Consider the following 16674-nt stretch of genomic DNA (forward strand, 5'->3'; position numbering starts at 1 on the left):
GCATGGACCTGCCGGTGCAGACCTACCGGGTGACCCGGGCGGACCTGGTCCGTTACGCGGGCGCCTCGGGTGACTTCAACCCGATCCACTGGAGCGACCGGACCGCCACCGGTGTGGGCCTGCCCGGCGTCATCGCCCACGGCATGTACACCATGGCCCTGGTCGGCCGCGCGGTCGCCGGCTGGGCCGGCGCACCGGACGCGGTGGTCGACTTCGGCGTCCGCTTCACCCGCCCGGTGGTCGTCCCGGACACCGACGAGGGCACCGAGGTCGAGGTGGCCGCGGTGGTCAAGGAGGTCACCGAGGACGGGCTGACCAGGCTCGACATCACCGCCACCTGCCGGGGTGAGAAGGTGCTGTCGCAGGCCCGGGCACTGATCCGCACTTCTCGCTGAGGGGCGAGGAGACGCGCGAGGGGCAGACCGGTTGGGAAAGTCGTACGACTACCCGTACACTGGTCCGCCGTGGGGCAAGTGACCCCCGCTCGGCACAACGTGTCCGGGTGGAGGTGAGTTGCCGCACAGGGGTGTAGCTCAATTGGCAGAGCAGCGGTCTCCAAAACCGCAGGCTGCAGGTTCAAGTCCTGTCACCCCTGCGCCTCAGGCCTGACCGTTCCCGTGGGTCGCGTCGCCGTTCGCGGCGGCGTCCGGCCCGTGGTGGTGGCACCGGTGGGGTGGTTCCGAGGCGATCGGGGCTCTCCCGGCCGGTCCGCCGGCCGCGGCCCGTCGCGGGACGGTTGGTCCGGCCGGCGTGACCAACACGCCGCGCACGCCGCCCGGCGTGCGACCCCATACCCGCACGGAGGGCGAAGTGGCCGAGAAGAAGCGGCGCGGCGAGGACGACGGCGACGAGCGTCTGAACGACGACGCGACCGTCGACGGCGTTGCCGACGACGATGTGGCCGACGACGCCGCCGACGCGGACGAGCCGGTCTCCCGGGGCGGCACGGCGACCCGCAAGCGGGCTCACGCCGAGCCGGCCGAGGGCCGCAAGACCCGCAAGGACACCGAGCGGATCGGGCTCTTCGCCCGCATCGCGCGGTTCTTCCGCGAGGTCGTGGCCGAGCTGCGTAAGGTCATCTGGCCGACCCGCAAGGAGCTGCTGACCTACACGGCGGTGGTGGTCACCTTCGTCGCGGTGATGCTGGCGATCGTGGCCGGCCTGGACTACGGCTTCGCCAAGGCGGTGCTGTGGGTCTTCGGCAACCCCAGCTGACCTGCGGACAGCGATACTGACGGAAGTGAGCGAGCGTGCCTGAGTACGACGAGACCGCCGAGACCCCGGACGAGCAGTCCGCGGTGGCGACGGCGGACAGCAACGAGTCGGTCGAGGCCGCCAGCGAGCCGGAGTTCCCGACCACCGAGCCGGCCCCGGAGGAAGACTTCGACCCGGTCGCCGAGCTGCGCCAGAAGCTGCGCTACGCGCCCGGCGACTGGTACGTGGTGCACTCGTACGCCGGCTACGAGAACAAGGTCAAGACCAACCTCGAGACCCGGATCACGTCCCTCGACATGGAGGACTACATCTACCAGGTCGAGGTGCCGACCCGGGAAGAGGTCGAGGTCAAGAACGGCAAGCGGTCGCAGGTCCAGGCGAAGGTCTTCCCGGGCTACATCCTGGTCCGGATGGAGTTGACCGCCGAGTCCTACTCCTGCGTCCGGAACACCCCGGGGGTCACCGGCTTCGTCGGCGCCACCGACCGGGCCGACCGGCCGGCGCCGCTGAGCCTCGACGAGGTCCTCAAGTGGCTCGCGCCGGCGGTCGAGACCGAGCAGAAGAAGGCCAAGCCCGAGGTCAAGGTCCTCGACTTCGAGGTCGGCGACTCGGTCACCGTCACCGACGGCGCGTTCGCGTCGCTGCCGGCGACGATCAGCGAGATCAACGCCGACCAGCAGAAGCTCAAGGTGCTGGTGTCGATCTTCGGCCGGGAGACTCCGGTCGAGCTGAACTTCAACCAGGTCGCCAAGATCTGACGCACGTCACGTCCGCACCGGCGGTCGGCCTTCGCGGGCCGGCCGCCGGTGTCGCGTGAGACTGCGCTACTCTTGAACGTCGGCCGTCCGCACCGCGCTGACCGTGCGCGCCCGCGGGCGGCGGAGAATCCCAGTTTCAAGCCCCAGGAAGAGACATGCCTCCGAAGAAGAAGCTCGTCAAGACGTTCACGCTTCAGCTGCCGGCGGGCCAGGCCACGCCGGCGCCGCCGGTCGGCCCCGCGCTCGGCCAGCACGGCGTGAACATCATGGAGTTCTGCAAGTCCTACAACGCGCAGACCGAGTCCCAGCGGGGCGACGTCGTCCCCGCCGAGATCAGCGTCTACGAGGACCGCACCTTCACCTTCGTGCTGAAGACCCCGCCCGCCGCCCGGCTGCTGATCAAGGCCGCCGGTGTGCAGAAAGGCTCGGGCGTCCCGCACAAGGAGAAGGTCGGCTCGGTGACCCGCGCCCAGCTGCGTGAGATCGCCGAGAAGAAGATGGCGGACCTCAACGCCAACGACATCGACCAGGCCGAGAAGATCATCGCCGGCACCGCCCGGTCGATGGGCCTGACCGTCGCCGACTGATCTCGCGCCACCGCTCCACCCGATCCGTTCGTGGGAGGGCCGCGACCCCGCGCGCCCGCCAGAGACCACAGGAGTCACCAGAAATGCAGCGCAGCAAGAGCTACCGCAAGGCCGCCGAGGTCATCGACCGCTCGAAGCTCTACGCCCCCGCCGAGGCCGTCAAGCTGGCCAAGGAGAACACCAACGTCAAGTTCGACGCCACGGTCGAGGTCGCGATGCGCCTCGGCGTCGACCCCCGCAAGGCGGACCAGATGGTCCGCGGCACGGTCAACCTGCCGCACGGCACCGGTAAGACCGCCCGCGTGATCGTCTTCGCCGCCGGCGCGAAGGCCGAGGAGGCCGTCGCGGCGGGTGCGGACGAGGTGGGCACCGACGAGCTGGTCGCCCGCATCCAGGGTGGTTGGCTGGACTTCGACGCCGCCATCGCCACCCCGGACCAGATGGCCAAGATCGGCCGGATCGCGCGGATCCTGGGCCCGCGCGGCCTGATGCCGAACCCGAAGACCGGCACCGTGACCATGGACGTCACCAAGGCGGTCGCGGACATCAAGGGCGGCAAGATCACCTTCCGGGTGGACAAGCACTCCAACCTGCACCTGATCATCGGCAAGGCCTCGTTCTCCGAGACCCAGCTGGTCGACAACTACGCCGCGGTGCTCGACGAGGTGCTCCGGGCCAAGCCGTCCGCGTCCAAGGGCACCTTCCTCCGGAAGATCACCCTGACCACGACCATGGGCCCGGGCGTTCCGGTCGACCCGAAGGCCGTCAAGAACCTGCGGGAGGGCTCGGCCGAGGCCTGAGCAACCACACTCCCCGGACGGGGCCCCGCCACCATGCCGTGGCGGGGCCCCGTCCGTCTGTCCGGTGTGGCAGGCTCGGCGCATGCGGCTCGACGGGGTCTGGCTCCGCTACCACCGGCACGGCCCGTGGGTGCTGCGGCAGGTCGACGCGGCGATCGGCCCGGGTGAGGTCGCGGTCGTGCTCGGCCGCAACGGGGCGGGCAAGTCCACGCTGCTCCAGCTCGCCGCGGGGGTGCTGCGCCCGAGCCGGGGCCGGGTGACCGACCGGCCGGCGACGGTCGGCTGGGTGCCCGAGCGTTTCCCCGCCGACCAACCGTTCACCGTCGGGGCCTACCTGGCCGCGATGGGCCGCGTCGCCGGCCTGCCCGGGCCCGCCGCCGACCGGGCGGTGGCCCACTGGGTCGAGCGGCTGGGCCTGACCCGCTTCCACGGCGTGCGCCTGCCGCAGCTGTCCAAGGGCACCGCGCAGAAGGTCGGCCTGGCGCAGGCGTTGCTGCGTCCGCCCGGCCTGCTGGTGCTCGACGAACCCTGGGAAGGGCTCGACGCCGCCGCCCGCGAGCTGGTCCCCGAGCTGATCGGCGAGGTGCTGGCCGGTGGTGGCGCGGTGCTGGTCAGCGACCACCGGGGCGAGACGGTCCGGCTGCCCGGCGCCCGGCAGTGGTCGGTCGCCGACGGCACGCTGACCGAGGCGGCGCCGACCGGCGGTTCGGCCGTCGCGGTGGTCGAGCTGGCGGTGCCGGCAGCGAGCCTCGCCACCGCCGTCGCCCGCCTGCGCGCCGACGGCCACCAGATCCTTCGGATACGCGACCACGCCGTCCCCGCCGCCGCCACGCCACCCGGCCGACCCGTCGCGAGCCCGCCCGACACCTCGGGCGGCGCGTCCGACGGGCCGCCCGCACGGTGGGGGAGCGCCCCGGTCGACGACGCCGAGGGCGTCTCGCCCGAGCGGCCCGGTCCGGCGGCGGAGGTGAGCCGGTGATCGCCCTGGTGCGGCTGCGACTGGCCGGCTTCGTGCGTACCGGACGGGCGCTGGCGCCGGTCCTGGCCGGCCTGCTCGCCCTCGGCGTCCTCTACGGCGGCGGTCGGGCGCGGCCGGCGGAGGCCTACGGGGTCTCCGCGGTGGTCCTCTTCCCGGTGCTGGCCTGGCAGACCAAGATCCTGCTCGACGTCGAGCCCGACGTGCAGCGGCGGCTGGCCCGGGTGGTGGTCGGGCCGGCCCGGGAGCGGGCGGCCGGGCTGCTCGCGGCGCTGGTGGCCGGGCTCGCCGTGGTGGCGGTCGCGCTGGTGCTGCCGTGGCCGATCGGCGGGCTCACCACGACGGCCGGTCCGGACGGGCGGCCGGCCCTGGTCGGCGTGGCGCTCGGGCTGTGGGCGCACCTGCTCGCCCTGCCGGCGGCGGTGGCCCTCGGCGCGTTGGCCAGTCGGGCGATCACCCGCAGCGCCGGCTACGGGGTGGCCGTGCTCGCGGTCGGCGCGGTCGGCTTCGTGGTCTTCGGGCTGTCCGGTTCGCTGGTGCCGTGGCTGGTCCCGCCGGTGATGGCGACGGCGCGGGCGGTCACCGGGCCGGTCGCGCCCGGCACCGGGCTGCTGCTGACCGGCTGGGCGGCGCTGTGGTCGGCGGTCGCGCTGACCGGCTACGCCTGGGGCCGCCGCACCCGTGCCTGACCGACGGGTGACGGGGAGCACCCGGGGGCGATTTGGCGCGGGTGGCGCGGTCGCGTAACCTGGTGCGGTAGTTCCACCCACAGACCGCTGGTCACCGTGCCCTGGCACGGTCGAAGGTCCCGCGACGACGGGCGACCCGCGCAGGGCGGCAAGCGAAACTCGGTGTCATCCACGGTCCGCCGACTGTGCCATGATCCCGGCCCTCGCCCCGTGCGCCCCGCGCCGGGGCTTTTTCGTTGTCGTGGCGCCTCCGCCGCCGTCGCGAGTTCTCTCGTCGCCGGCGTGCCAGCTCCGAGCAACGAGAGAGGAGGGACATGGCGGACAAGCCGATCCGGGCCGACAAGGCCACGGCCGTCGCCGAGCTGACCGAGAGCTTCCGCTCTTCGGGAGCCACCGTGCTGACCGAGTACCGCGGGCTCACGGTCTCGCAGCTCACCCAGCTGCGGCGCACGCTCGGCAAGGAGACCAGCTACACGGTCGCGAAGAACACGCTGGCCAAGCGTGCCGCGGCCGATGCGGGCATCTCCGGCCTCGACGAGCTGTTCACCGGTCCTACCGCGCTGACTTTCGTTTCGGGCGACGTCGTCGAGGCGGCGAAGGGGCTTCGCGACTTCGCGAAGGCCAACCCGAAGCTCGTCATCAAGGGCGGTGTCTTCGAGGGCAAGGCCATTTCCGCGGCCGAGGTCACGAAGCTCGCCGACCTGGAGTCCCGCGAGGTGCTGCTGGCCAAGCTGGCCGGCGCCATGAAGGGCAACCTGAGCAAGGCCGCGGCCCTGTTCCAGGCTCCGCTCTCCAAGGCCGCCCGCGCGGCGGCCGCCCTGGCGGACAAGAAGCGCGAGCAGGAGGGCGCCGAGGCGGCCTGAGGCCGCGCGGCGCACCACGTTCTTAGTTAATTCTTTGAGGAAAGGACGCCAGACATGGCGAAGCTCAGCACCGACGAGCTGCTCGACGCGTTCAAGGAGATGACGCTGATCGAGCTCTCCGAGTTCGTGAAGCAGTTCGAGGAGACCTTCGAGGTCACCGCCGCGGCTCCGGTCGCGGTCGCCGCCGCCGGTGGCGCCGGTGGCGCTGCCGCTGCCCCGGCCGAGGAGGAGAAGGACGAGTTCGACGTCATCCTCGACGCCGACGGTGGCAAGAAGATCCAGGTCATCAAGGTCGTGCGCGAGCTGACCGGCCTGGGCCTCAAGGAGGCCAAGGACCTGGTCGAGGCCGCTCCGAAGGCCGTCCTGGAGAAGGCCAACAAGGAGACCGCCGAGAAGGCCAAGGCCAAGCTCGAGGGCGAGGGCGCCAAGGTCACCCTCAAGTGACGTTGGTCTGACCTGACGCGCGTCCGGCTCACGTGAGCCGGGGCACAACCGCGTCGCGACGGGCGGTGATCCGGAAGAGGATCACCGCCCGTCGTGTTGGTGCTACCCGGTGGCAGCGGCGTGAGCAGGGCGTCCAGCGTCCTCGCACCGGCCTTTCAGGGATGCCGAGTCGGTAGTCCGTCGGGGGGAAAGACACCCCGAGGGGTCACCGGCCCTTGACGCGGCACCGGCAGGGCAGGCACGCTGACATCAGCAAGACCTTCCGCGCTTGCAACGGCCGCCACTCGGGTAAGGGCAACGGCAGCACCACCGCCGCCGCACCACGAGCGGACCGGCAGGAGCGTCGCGTTCCGAGCGGCCCGGCGGACCCGGTTTTCCGAGGTCCCAGGGCTTGTTCCGCGACGACCTGCGGGGTGGGCTGGACAGCGGTTAGCCTCTCGGCTACACTGCTAGTTTGCGCTGCCTTCCGACTTGACCCCTGCTCGGAAATGTCCGATTGCGGATATTTCTGGTGGGGTCATTGGAGTGCACGCGTACCAGCCGTTCTGCAGCACCGGTCCTCGGAAGGACGCATCTTGGCAGCTTCCCGCCCTGCGAAGACCAGTCGTACGTCGAGCGCTTTCGCACCCCGCCGAGTTTCTTTCGGTCGGATCACCGAACACCTCGAGGTCCCCAACCTCCTCGCCATCCAGAACGAGTCCTTCGACTGGCTCGTCGGCAACGAGGCTTGGCAGGGCCGGTCGGCGGACGACCCGCACGCACGCTCGGGTCTCGCGGAAATCCTCGACGAGATCAGTCCCATTGAGGACTTCTCCGGCACCATGTCGCTGTCCTTCTCCGCTCCGCGCTTCGACGAGGTCAAGGCCTCGATCGAGGAGTGCAAGGAGAAGGACCTGACCTACTGCGCGCCACTGTTCGTGACCGCGGAGTTCACCAACAACACCACCGGCGAGATCAAGAGCCAGACGGTGTTCATGGGTGACTTCCCGATGATGACGCCCAAGGGCACCTTCATCATCAACGGCACCGAGCGCGTCGTGGTCAGCCAGCTCGTCCGCTCGCCGGGCGTCTACTTCGACAAGCAGCCGGACAAGACCTCCGACCGCGACCTCTCCAGCGTCAAGGTCATCCCGAGTCGGGGTGCCTGGCTGGAGTTCGACATCGACAAGCGCGACACGGTCGGCGTCCGCATCGACCGTAAGCGTCGCCAGGCCGTCACCGTCCTGCTCAAGGCCATCGGGTGGTCCGCGGAGCGCATCCGCGAGAAGTTCGGCTGGTCCGAGCTGATGATGACCACGCTCGAGAAGGACCACATCGCCGGTCAGGACGAGGCGCTTCTCGACATCTACCGGAAGCTCCGCCCTGGCGAGCCGCCGACCCGCGAGAACGCCCAGACCCTGCTCGACAACCTCTTCTTCAACCCGAAGAGGTACGACGTCGCCAAGGTCGGGCGCTACAAGTTCAACAAGAAGCTCGAAGTCGACGTGCCGATGAACACCGGCACGCTGACCGAGGACGACATCGTCGCCACCGTGGAATACCTCTGCCGGCTGCACGCCGGTGAGGAGGGCTACGAGGCCGACGACATCGACCACTTCGGCAACCGTCGCCTGCGCACCGTGGGCGAGCTGATCCAGAACCAGGTCCGGGTGGGTCTCTCCCGGATGGAGCGGGTCGTCCGCGAGCGGATGACCACGCAGGACGTCGAGGCGATCACGCCGCAGACCCTGATCAACATCCGCCCGGTGGTGGCGGCGATCAAGGAGTTCTTCGGCACGTCGCAGCTGTCCCAGTTCATGGACCAGACCAACCCGCTGGCGGGTCTGACCCACCGGCGCCGGCTGAGCGCGCTCGGCCCGGGTGGTCTGTCCCGTGAGCGGGCCGGCTTCGAGGTCCGCGACGTGCACCCGTCCCACTACGGCCGGATGTGCCCGATCGAGACGCCGGAAGGCCCGAACATCGGCCTGATCGGCGCGCTCTCCACCTTCGCCCGGGTCAACCCGTTCGGCTTCATCGAGACGCCGTACCGGAAGGTCATCGACGGTCGGGTCACCGACCAGATCGACTACCTGACCGCGGACGAGGAGGACCGGTTCGTCAAGGCCCAGGCCAACGCGCCGCTGAAGTCGGACGGCACGTTCGCCGAGGACCGCGTCCTGGTCCGTCGTAAGGGCGGCGAGACCGAGGACGTGGCGCCCGGCGCCGTGGACTACATGGACGTGTCGCCGCGGCAGATGACCTCGGTCGCCACCGCGATGATCCCGTTCCTGGAGCACGACGACGCGAACCGCGCGCTCATGGGCGCGAACATGCAGCGTCAGGCGGTGCCGCTGGTCAAGGCCGAGGCCCCGCTGGTCGGCACCGGCATGGAGTACCGCGCGGCCGTGGACGCCGGCGACGTCGTCGTCGCCGAGGTCGGCGGTGTGGTCGAGGACCTCTGCGCCGACTACGTCACCGTCCACCAGGACGACGGCCACCGCCGGACGTACCTGCTGCACAAGTTCCGCCGCTCCAACGCCGGCTCCTGCGTCAACCAGAAGCCGGTCGTCTTCGAGGGCGACCGCGTCGAAGCCGGTCAGGTCATCGCCGACGGTCCGTGCACCGACGAGGGCGAGATGGCGCTCGGACGCAACCTGCTGGTGGCGTTCATGTGCTGGGAGGGCCACAACTACGAGGACGCGATCATCCTGTCGCAGCGCCTCGTGCAGCAGGACGTGCTCACCTCGATCCACATCGAGGAGCACGAGGTCGACGCCCGGGACACCAAGCTCGGCCCGGAGGAGATCACCCGCGACATCCCGAACGTCAGCGAGGAAATGCTCGCCGACCTCGACGAGCGCGGCATCATCCGGATCGGCGCCGAGGTCGTCCCCGGCGACATCCTGGTCGGCAAGGTCACGCCGAAGGGCGAGACCGAGCTGACCCCCGAGGAGCGGCTGCTCCGCGCGATCTTCGGTGAGAAGGCGCGCGAGGTCCGTGACACCTCGCTGAAGGTGCCGCACGGCGAGACCGGCACGGTCATCGGCGTGCGTACCTTCTCCCGCGAGGACGGCGACGAGCTGCCCCCGGGCGTGAACGAGCTGGTGCGGGTCTACGTGGCCCAGAAGCGCAAGATCCAGGACGGTGACAAGCTCGCGGGCCGCCACGGCAACAAGGGCGTCATCTCCAAGATCCTGCCGATCGAGGACATGCCGTTCCTGGAGGACGGCACCCCGGTCGACATCGTGCTGAACCCGCTCGGTGTCCCGTCCCGGATGAACATCGGCCAGGTCCTGGAGACCCACCTCGGGTGGGTGGCCAAGACCGGCTGGAGCGTCGACGGTGACGACGAGGAGTGGAAGCGCCAGCTCAAGTCGATCAACGCGCACGAGTCCGAGCCGGACACCAACGTGGCCACCCCGGTCTTCGACGGTGCCCGCGAGGAGGAGATCTCCGGCCTGCTGGCGTCGACCCTGCCCAACCGGGACGGCAACCAGCTGATCGGGCGCACCGGAAAGGCGCAGCTGTTCGACGGTCGTTCCGGCGAGCCGCTGCCCGACCCGATCGCGGTCGGCTACGTCTACATCCTGAAGCTCAACCACCTGGTCGACGACAAGATCCACGCCCGGTCGACCGGCCCGTACTCGATGATCACGCAGCAGCCGCTGGGTGGTAAGGCGCAGTTCGGTGGCCAGCGCTTCGGTGAGATGGAGTGCTGGGCCATGCAGGCGTACGGCGCCGCCTACGCCCTGCAGGAGCTGCTGACCATCAAGTCCGACGACGTCCTCGGCCGGGTCAAGGTCTACGAGGCGATCGTCAAGGGCGAGAACATCCCCGAGCCGGGCATCCCGGAGTCGTTCAAGGTGCTGCTCAAGGAGCTGCAGTCGCTGTGCCTCAACGTCGAGGTGCTCTCCAGCGACGGTGTGGCCCTGGAGATGCGCGAGACCGACGACGAGGTGTTCCGGGCGGCGGAGGAGCTGGGCATCGACCTGTCCCGGCGCGAGCCGAGCTCGGTCGAAGAGGTCTGAGGCGGTGATTCGGGGGCCGGCTCGCCGGCCCCCGATCCCGCCCGTTAGCTAGCAGTACAGACGACGACATAGGGGACACAGTGCTCGACGTCAACTTCTTCGACGAGCTGCGCATCGGTCTCGCCACCGCCGACGACATCCGTCAGTGGTCCCACGGCGAGGTCAAGAAGCCCGAGACCATCAACTACCGCACCCTCAAGCCGGAGAAGGACGGGCTCTTCTGCGAGAAGATCTTCGGTCCGCAGCGGGACTGGGAGTGCTACTGCGGTAAGTACAAGCGGGTCCGCTTCAAGGGCATCATCTGCGAGCGCTGCGGCGTCGAGGTGACCCGCTCCAAGGTTCGCCGGGAGCGGATGGGTCACATCGAGCTGGCCGCTCCGGTGACCCACATCTGGTACTTCAAGGGCGTGCCGAGCCGGCTGGGCTACCTGCTGGACCTCGCCCCGAAGGACCTCGAAAAGATCATCTACTTCGCCTCGTACGTCGTGACGAGCGTGGACGCCGAAGCGCGTCACCGCGATCTCTCGACCATCGAGAACGAGATCCTGGCCGAGAAGCGGCAGGCCGAGAACAGCCGTGACTCGGAGATCGAGAAGCGGGCCGCCAAGCTCGAGGGTGACCTCGCCGAGCTGGAGGCCGAGGGCGCGAAGGCGGACGTCCGGCGCAAGGTCAAGGAGGGCGGAGAGCGCGAGATGCGCCAGATCCGCGACCGGGCCCAGCGCGAGATCGACCGCCTCGACGAGGTCCTCGACACCTTCCGCAAGCTGGAGCCGAAGCAGCTGGTCACCGACGAGCTGCTCTACCGCGAGCTGCGCGACCGCTTCGGTGAGTACTTCACCGGCAGCATGGGCGCCGAGGCCATCAAGGCGCTGGTCCAGAACATGGACCTCACCGCCGAGGCGGAGAACCTGCGCGAGACCATCCGCTCCGGCAAGGGCCAGCGGAAGATCCGTGCGCTCAAGCGGCTGAAGGTCGTCGCGGCGTTCCAGAACACCCGGAACTCGCCGCTCGGCATGGTGCTGGACTGCGTCCCGGTCATCCCGCCGGACCTGCGCCCGATGGTGCAGCTCGACGGTGGCCGCTTCGCGACCTCCGACCTGAACGACCTCTACCGGCGTGTGATCAACCGGAACAACCGCCTCAAGCGGCTGATCGACCTCGGCGCGCCCGAGATCATCGTCAACAACGAGAAGCGGATGCTCCAGGAGGCCGTCGACGCGCTGTTCGACAACGGCCGTCGTGGTCGTCCGGTCACCGGCCCGGGCAACCGGCCGCTGAAGTCGCTCTCCGACATGCTCAAGGGCAAGCAGGGCCGGTTCCGCCAGAACCTGCTGGGCAAGCGCGTCGACTACTCCGGCCGTTCGGTCATCGTGGTCGGCCCGAAGCTCAAGCTGCACCAGTGCGGCCTGCCCAAGCAGATGGCGCTGGAGCTGTTCAAGCCGTTCGTGATGAAGCGGCTGGTCGACCTCAACCACGCGCAGAACATCAAGTCCGCCAAGCGGATGGTCGAGCGGCAGCGGCCGGTCGTGTGGGACGTGCTGGAAGAGGTCATCGGCGAGCACCCGGTCCTGCTGAACCGGGCGCCGACCCTGCACCGGCTGGGCATCCAGGCCTTCGAGCCGCAGCTGGTCGAGGGCAAGGCCATCCAGATCCACCCGCTGGTCTGCACCGCGTTCAACGCCGACTTCGACGGTGACCAGATGGCGGTCCACGTGCCGCTGTCCGCCGAGGCCCAGGCCGAGGCGCGGATCCTGATGCTGTCGTCGAACAACATCCTCAAGCCTGCCGACGGCAAGCCGGTCACCATGCCCACCCAGGACATGGTCATCGGTCTCTACCACCTGACCCACCTCACTCCGGGTGGTCAGGGCGAGGGCCGGGCGTTCAGCTCGGACGCCGAGGCGCGGATGGCGTACGACAACGGCGAGCTGCACCTGCAGACCCCGGTCAAGATCCGGCTGCACGACGTGGTCGGTGTCGACAACGGCGCCGGCGCCGAGCCGTGGACCGCGCCGGAGGGCTGGGCCGAGGGCGACACCGTCACGGTGGAGACCACCCTGGGCCGGGTCCTGTTCAACGAGACGCTGCCCCCGGGCTACCGCTTCGTGAACTACGAGATCCGTAAGGGCCAGCTCTCCGCGATCGTCAACGACCTCGCCGAGCGCTTCCCCAAGGTGGCCCTGGCGGCCACCCTGGACGGGCTCAAGGAGGCCGGGTTCCACTGGGCCACCTGGTCCGGCGTCACCATCGGCATGGAGGACGTCATCGCTCCGCCGCGCAAGCGGGAGATCCTGGAGCGGTACGAGAAGGAAGCCGACCGGATCGACAAGCAGTACCAGCGTGGTCTGATGACCGCCGAGGAGCGTCGCGGCGAGCTCATCGAGATCTGGACCAAGGCGACCAACGAGGTCGCCAAGGAGATGGACACCGCGCTGCCGCAGGAGAACCCGCTGTGGAAGATGATCAACTCGGGTGCCCGCGGTAACCTGCTCCAGCTCCGGCAGATCGCGGCGATCCGTGGTCTGGTGGCCAACCCGAAGGGCGAGATCATCCCGCGGCCGATCAAGGCCTCGTACCGGGAGGGTCTGTCCGTGCTGGAGTACTTCATCTCCACGCACGGCGCCCGGAAGGGTCTCGCGGACACCGCCCTGCGTACCGCCGACTCGGGTTACCTGACCCGTCGTCTGGTGGACGTCTCGCAGGACGTCATCATCCGCGAGGAGGACTGCGGCACCGACCGGGCCATCCCGATGCAGATCGGTGAGCAGCTGGACGGCAAGCTGGTCGTGCACGAGCACGCCGAGACCAGCGTGCACGCCCGGACGCTGGCCGACGACATCAAGGGGCCGGACGGCACCGTGGTGGCCCACCGCGGCCAGGACATCAACTCCATCGGGGTCGACGCGATCGTGGCGGCCGGCGTGGAGACGGTGCGGGTGCGCAGCGTGCTCACCTGCGAGTCGAAGCTGGGCGTCTGCGGTGCGTGCTACGGCCGCTCGCTGCCGACCGGCAAGACCGTGGACGTCGGCGAGGCGGTCGGCATCATCGCCGCCCAGTCGATCGGTGAGCCGGGTACGCAGCTGACCATGCGTACCTTCCACACCGGTGGTGTCGCGGGTGAGGACATCACCCAGGGTCTGCCCCGTGTCCAGGAGATCTTCGAGGCCCGGGTGCCGAAGGGTAAGGCGCCCATCGCCGACACCCCCGGTCGCATCCGGATCGAGGACGGCGAGCGGTCCCGCAAGATCGTGGTCATCCCGGACGACGGCAGCGACGAGATCGTCTACGACAAGATCTCGAAGCGGGTCCGGCTCCGGGCGCACGACGGCGACCACGTCGAGGTCGGCGAGAAGCTCACCGAGGGCACCATCGACCCGCACGAGCTGCTGCGCATCCTCGGCCCGCGCGCGGTCCAGGTCCACCTGACCCAGGAGGTCCAGGAGGTCTACCGCTCGCAGGGTGTGCTCATCCACGACAAGCACATCGAGATCATCATCCGCCAGATGCTCAAGCGGGTGACGGTCATCGACTCCGGCTCGACCGAGTTCCTGCCGGGCGTGCTGGTCGACCGGGCGCTGTTCGAGTCGGAGAACCGCCGGCTCGTCGGCGAGGGTGGCGAGCCCGCCGCCGGTCGCCCGGTGCTGATGGGTATCACCAAGGCCTCGCTGGCCACGGATTCCTGGCTGTCGGCGGCCTCCTTCCAGGAGACCACCCGGGTGCTGACGGACGCGGCGATCCACGCCCGCAGCGACTCGCTGATCGGCCTCAAGGAGAACGTGATCATCGGTAAGCTCATCCCGGCCGGTACGGGCATCAGCAAGTACCGCAACGTCCGGGTCGAGCCGACCGAGGAGGCGAAGGCCAAGGTCTACTCGATGACCGGCTACCCGGAGACCGACTACGGCTTCGGGCCGGCCAGCGGCCAGGCGGTGCCGCTGGACGACTTCGACTTCGGGTCGTACCGCTAAACCGCACGAACGACGAGGCCCCCGGCACCCGCCGGGGGCCTCGTCGCGTCCGGGACCGCCTGCCCCACACCGGTACGCCCGGATGCCGCCACCTCGGCGAGCTGGCGCGCCGGCTCGTCCGGGCGGGGGCAGAATGGGAGGCATGACGACCGTGCCGGGGCAGCAGGTGCCCGTCGTGCCGCAGGCGCAACGCCATCCGCACGATCCTCAGCCGGTCCGCTCCACGAAGGCCCGCGCCGTCTTCGCCCTCGGCCTGATCGGCGCGCTGACCGGCTTCTTCGTCGGCGGGGCGGTGCCCGCCACGCTCGCGCTCACCCTGGCCCGGCAGGCCCGCCGGGAGGCGTACGCCTCGGGGGGTTACCTCACCGGCGCCGACTGGCTGCGCCGCGGTGAGCGGCTGGCCCGGATCGGCCTGGTGCTGACCGCGGTCGCGGTGGTGGCCGCGGTGGTGATCGGCGTGGTCCGGCACGCCGACGCCTCGTTCGGGCACGACTTCGCCCCGAACTTCGACTGACCCGGCGGGGGAGCGGCTCCGCGCCCGTCCACCCGGTGGTGACCCGCGACGGTAGCCTTGGCCGGTGTCCGCCGCGTGGCGGGTGAGCCATGTGGACAGGAGGACGCCGTGACGGAACCGGCCCCGCCGGGAGGCGACCCGACCCGCCCAGGTGCCGGGCCGGATCCCGCCGCGCCGCCGGCCGCCGACGCGGTCAGCCCGTGGGCCGCCCCGCACGCCGCGCCGCCCCCGCACTCCGCGCCGGAACCGGCCCCGCACTCCGCGCCGCCGGGATCGGTGCCGGCCCCGCACTCCGCGCCGCCCGGCCCCTGGCCGCCGGCGGGACCGTACCCGCCGGGGATGCACGGCCCGGGGCCCGGTCCGTTTTCGCCGGGCACGCACGACCCGGGGTCCGCAGGGCCGTATTCGTCGAGCGCGCCCGGCCCGGGATCCGGTGGGCCGTACCCGTCCGGAGCGCACGGCTCGCCGTACCACCCGGGGCAGGGCGGGTACGGCGGTTCCGGGCCGGCGCTCGGGGCGTACCCGGGGAGCGGGCCGGCCCACGGCGGTGGGTGGGGTCCGGCGGGCGGACCGCCGGCGTTCCCGCCGCCCCCGCGGGAGGCGCCCCGGCCGCCGAAGCGGGTCGACGCGGTGCCGGGCACGCCGTTCGGGGTGGTCCACCTCGACGTGCCGCCGGTCACCTCCGGCCTGGCGATCGGCTCGCTGGTCACCGGGATCGGCTCGATCCTGGTGTCGCTGCTGGTCTTCTGCTTCGGCGTCGCCGGTCCCGACTACGGTGGCGCCTGGGCGGCCGGGGCCTTCACCGTGCTCGGCGCGCTCGCCGGCGTCGGAGCGATCGTGGCCTGGCTGTTCGCCCGCCGGCAGATCCGGCGTCCGGCGCCGCCGCCGGCGGTCCGGTTCACCGGGGCCGGCCTGGCGGTGGCCGGGCTCAGCTGCGGCGCGGTGGGGCTGGTGTTGAGCGTGATCGGGTTGGGAATCGCGTTGGTGGTGCAGATCACCTGAGCCCGCTCGGGTCGATGGCCGGTTGTGACCGGAATGGCCGGGTCTGGGTGGGCCGGGGCCGCCGGGTCGGGCCCGGGACGAGCCGGTACACTTGACGACGTAGGTGCCCATCGAGGGCGCGCCGGCGATCCGGAAGCCGGTCGGCGGGGCTGCGACGCGGTCCTCCCGAGCCGATCCGTTTTGACCGGCGCGGCTGTGATAGGTACTCTTTCCCCTTGCGCCCGGGCCAGCCCGGGCAATGCGTGCGTGCGCTGGAGCCGGTCACCCGGTGATCGCGCGGTCGCACACGAAGACCAAAGATCCGGTACGACGCGCAAGCGACGCTGCCGGGCCGTGACTCGGGCGACACGCCCGACCGCGGGTGCTGGGACCCCCGTCAGGTGGCCCCGGCTGGAATGTAGGAGAGCCGTCCATCAGGCCGGCTAGAGCAGACGGCGCGGTCGCCTCGCAGCGGCCGAAGGGAGCGGAGAAACCCGGTGCCCACCATTCAGCAGCTGGTCCGGAAGGGCCGACAGGCCAAGACGACCAAGACCAAGACCCCGGCGCTCAAGGGGTCTCCCCAGCGGCGCGGCGTGTGCACCCGCGTGTACACCACCACCCCGAAGAAGCCGAACTCGGCGCTGCGCAAGGTCGCTCGTGTCAAGCTCAGCAGCCAGATCGAGGTGACCGCCTACATCCCGGGCGTCGGCCACAACCTGCAGGAGCACTCGATCGTGCTCGTGCGTGGCGGCCGTGTGAAGGACCTCCCCGGCGTGCGGTACAAGATCGTGCGCGGCTCGCTGGACACCCAGGGTGTCCGCAACCGCAAGCAGGCTCGCAGCCGTTACGGCGCGAAGAAGGAGAAGAGCTGA

14 protein-coding genes and 1 tRNA gene are annotated in these 16674 nt (G+C 70.5%); all 15 read left to right on the forward strand.

Annotation, left to right across the window (positions count from 1 at the left end):
- Positions 1-2 precede the first annotated feature (2 nt).
- The 15 genes from O7598_RS02840 (at position 3) to rpsL (ending at position 16674) form a co-directional block, all read left to right on the forward strand.
- The gene (locus O7598_RS02840; protein WP_269689897.1) at positions 3-395 is read left to right on the forward strand and encodes a MaoC/PaaZ C-terminal domain-containing protein; all 393 of its coding nucleotides are present in this window, start codon (positions 3-5) and stop codon (positions 393-395) included.
- Between the two features lie 127 nt (positions 396-522).
- Positions 523-595 (forward strand) — tRNA-Trp (locus O7598_RS02845).
- A gap of 215 nt (positions 596-810) precedes the next feature.
- A complete protein-coding gene (gene secE / locus O7598_RS02850; RefSeq protein WP_091065734.1) occupies positions 811-1215 on the forward strand; it encodes a preprotein translocase subunit SecE in 405 nt (134 codons plus the stop codon).
- A gap of 35 nt (positions 1216-1250) precedes the next feature.
- Positions 1251-1973: a transcription termination/antitermination protein NusG gene (nusG, locus tag O7598_RS02855; protein WP_269689898.1), complete on the forward strand. Its 723-nt coding sequence runs from the start codon at positions 1251-1253 to the stop codon at positions 1971-1973.
- Positions 1974-2128: 155 nt separating this feature from the next.
- Positions 2129-2560 carry a 50S ribosomal protein L11 gene (rplK, locus tag O7598_RS02860; RefSeq protein ID WP_091065740.1) on the forward strand — a complete coding sequence of 144 codons (432 nt, stop codon included), beginning with the start codon at positions 2129-2131 and terminating at the stop codon, positions 2558-2560.
- Between the two features lie 83 nt (positions 2561-2643).
- Positions 2644-3360: a 50S ribosomal protein L1 gene (gene rplA, locus O7598_RS02865; protein WP_091065744.1), complete on the forward strand. Its 717-nt coding sequence runs from the start codon at positions 2644-2646 to the stop codon at positions 3358-3360.
- An 82-nt stretch (positions 3361-3442) separates the two neighbouring features.
- Entirely contained in the window at positions 3443-4339 is an 897-nt protein-coding gene (locus O7598_RS02870) for an ATP-binding cassette domain-containing protein (protein WP_269689899.1), read from the forward strand.
- Positions 4336-5025: a hypothetical protein gene (locus tag O7598_RS02875; protein ID WP_269689900.1), complete on the forward strand. Its 690-nt coding sequence runs from the start codon at positions 4336-4338 to the stop codon at positions 5023-5025. Before O7598_RS02870 ends, O7598_RS02875 begins: the two co-directional genes overlap by 4 nt.
- Before the next feature lie 314 nt (positions 5026-5339).
- A complete protein-coding gene (gene rplJ, locus O7598_RS02880) occupies positions 5340-5888 on the forward strand; it encodes a 50S ribosomal protein L10 (protein WP_091065754.1) in 549 nt (182 codons plus the stop codon).
- 54 nt (positions 5889-5942) lie between these two features.
- Positions 5943-6332 (forward strand): 50S ribosomal protein L7/L12, encoded by a 390-nt coding sequence (rplL, locus tag O7598_RS02885; RefSeq protein ID WP_089155263.1) that lies wholly within the window; start codon positions 5943-5945, stop codon positions 6330-6332.
- A gap of 575 nt (positions 6333-6907) precedes the next feature.
- Positions 6908-10339 (forward strand): DNA-directed RNA polymerase subunit beta, encoded by a 3432-nt coding sequence (rpoB, locus tag O7598_RS02890; RefSeq protein ID WP_091065761.1) that lies wholly within the window; start codon positions 6908-6910, stop codon positions 10337-10339.
- 80 nt (positions 10340-10419) lie between these two features.
- On the forward strand, positions 10420-14307 hold the full coding sequence (locus tag O7598_RS02895) for a DNA-directed RNA polymerase subunit beta' (RefSeq protein WP_269689901.1): 3888 nt from the start codon (positions 10420-10422) through the stop codon (positions 14305-14307).
- 142 nt (positions 14308-14449) lie between these two features.
- A complete protein-coding gene (locus tag O7598_RS02900; protein WP_269689902.1) occupies positions 14450-14821 on the forward strand; it encodes a hypothetical protein in 372 nt (123 codons plus the stop codon).
- 630 nt (positions 14822-15451) lie between these two features.
- Complete coding sequence (locus O7598_RS02905; protein WP_269689903.1) at positions 15452-15823, forward strand: hypothetical protein; 372 nt, start codon at positions 15452-15454, stop codon at positions 15821-15823.
- Positions 15824-16299: 476 nt separating this feature from the next.
- Positions 16300-16674 (forward strand): 30S ribosomal protein S12, encoded by a 375-nt coding sequence (gene rpsL / locus O7598_RS02910; RefSeq protein ID WP_007465318.1) that lies wholly within the window; start codon positions 16300-16302, stop codon positions 16672-16674.

The sequence above is a fragment of the Micromonospora sp. WMMC241 genome, assembly GCF_027460165.1.
GTDB lineage: Bacteria > Actinomycetota > Actinomycetes > Mycobacteriales > Micromonosporaceae > Micromonospora > Micromonospora humi.

Bases quoted from the DNA above. Each gene is read 5' to 3' on its own strand.
- O7598_RS02900 (WP_269689902.1), top strand. From the start codon at position 14,450: ATGACGACCGTGCCGGGGCAGCAGGTGCCCGTCGTGCCGCAGGCGCAA.
- rplK (WP_091065740.1), top strand. From the start codon at position 2,129: ATGCCTCCGAAGAAGAAGCTCGTCAAGACGTTCACGCTTCAGCTGCCG.
- rplA (WP_091065744.1), top strand. From the start codon at position 2,644: ATGCAGCGCAGCAAGAGCTACCGCAAGGCCGCCGAGGTCATCGACCGC.
- rplJ (WP_091065754.1), top strand. From the start codon at position 5,340: ATGGCGGACAAGCCGATCCGGGCCGACAAGGCCACGGCCGTCGCCGAG.
- O7598_RS02870 (WP_269689899.1), top strand. From the start codon at position 3,443: ATGCGGCTCGACGGGGTCTGGCTCCGCTACCACCGGCACGGCCCGTGG.
- rplL (WP_089155263.1), top strand. From the start codon at position 5,943: ATGGCGAAGCTCAGCACCGACGAGCTGCTCGACGCGTTCAAGGAGATG.
- O7598_RS02840 (WP_269689897.1), top strand. From the start codon at position 3: ATGGACCTGCCGGTGCAGACCTACCGGGTGACCCGGGCGGACCTGGTC.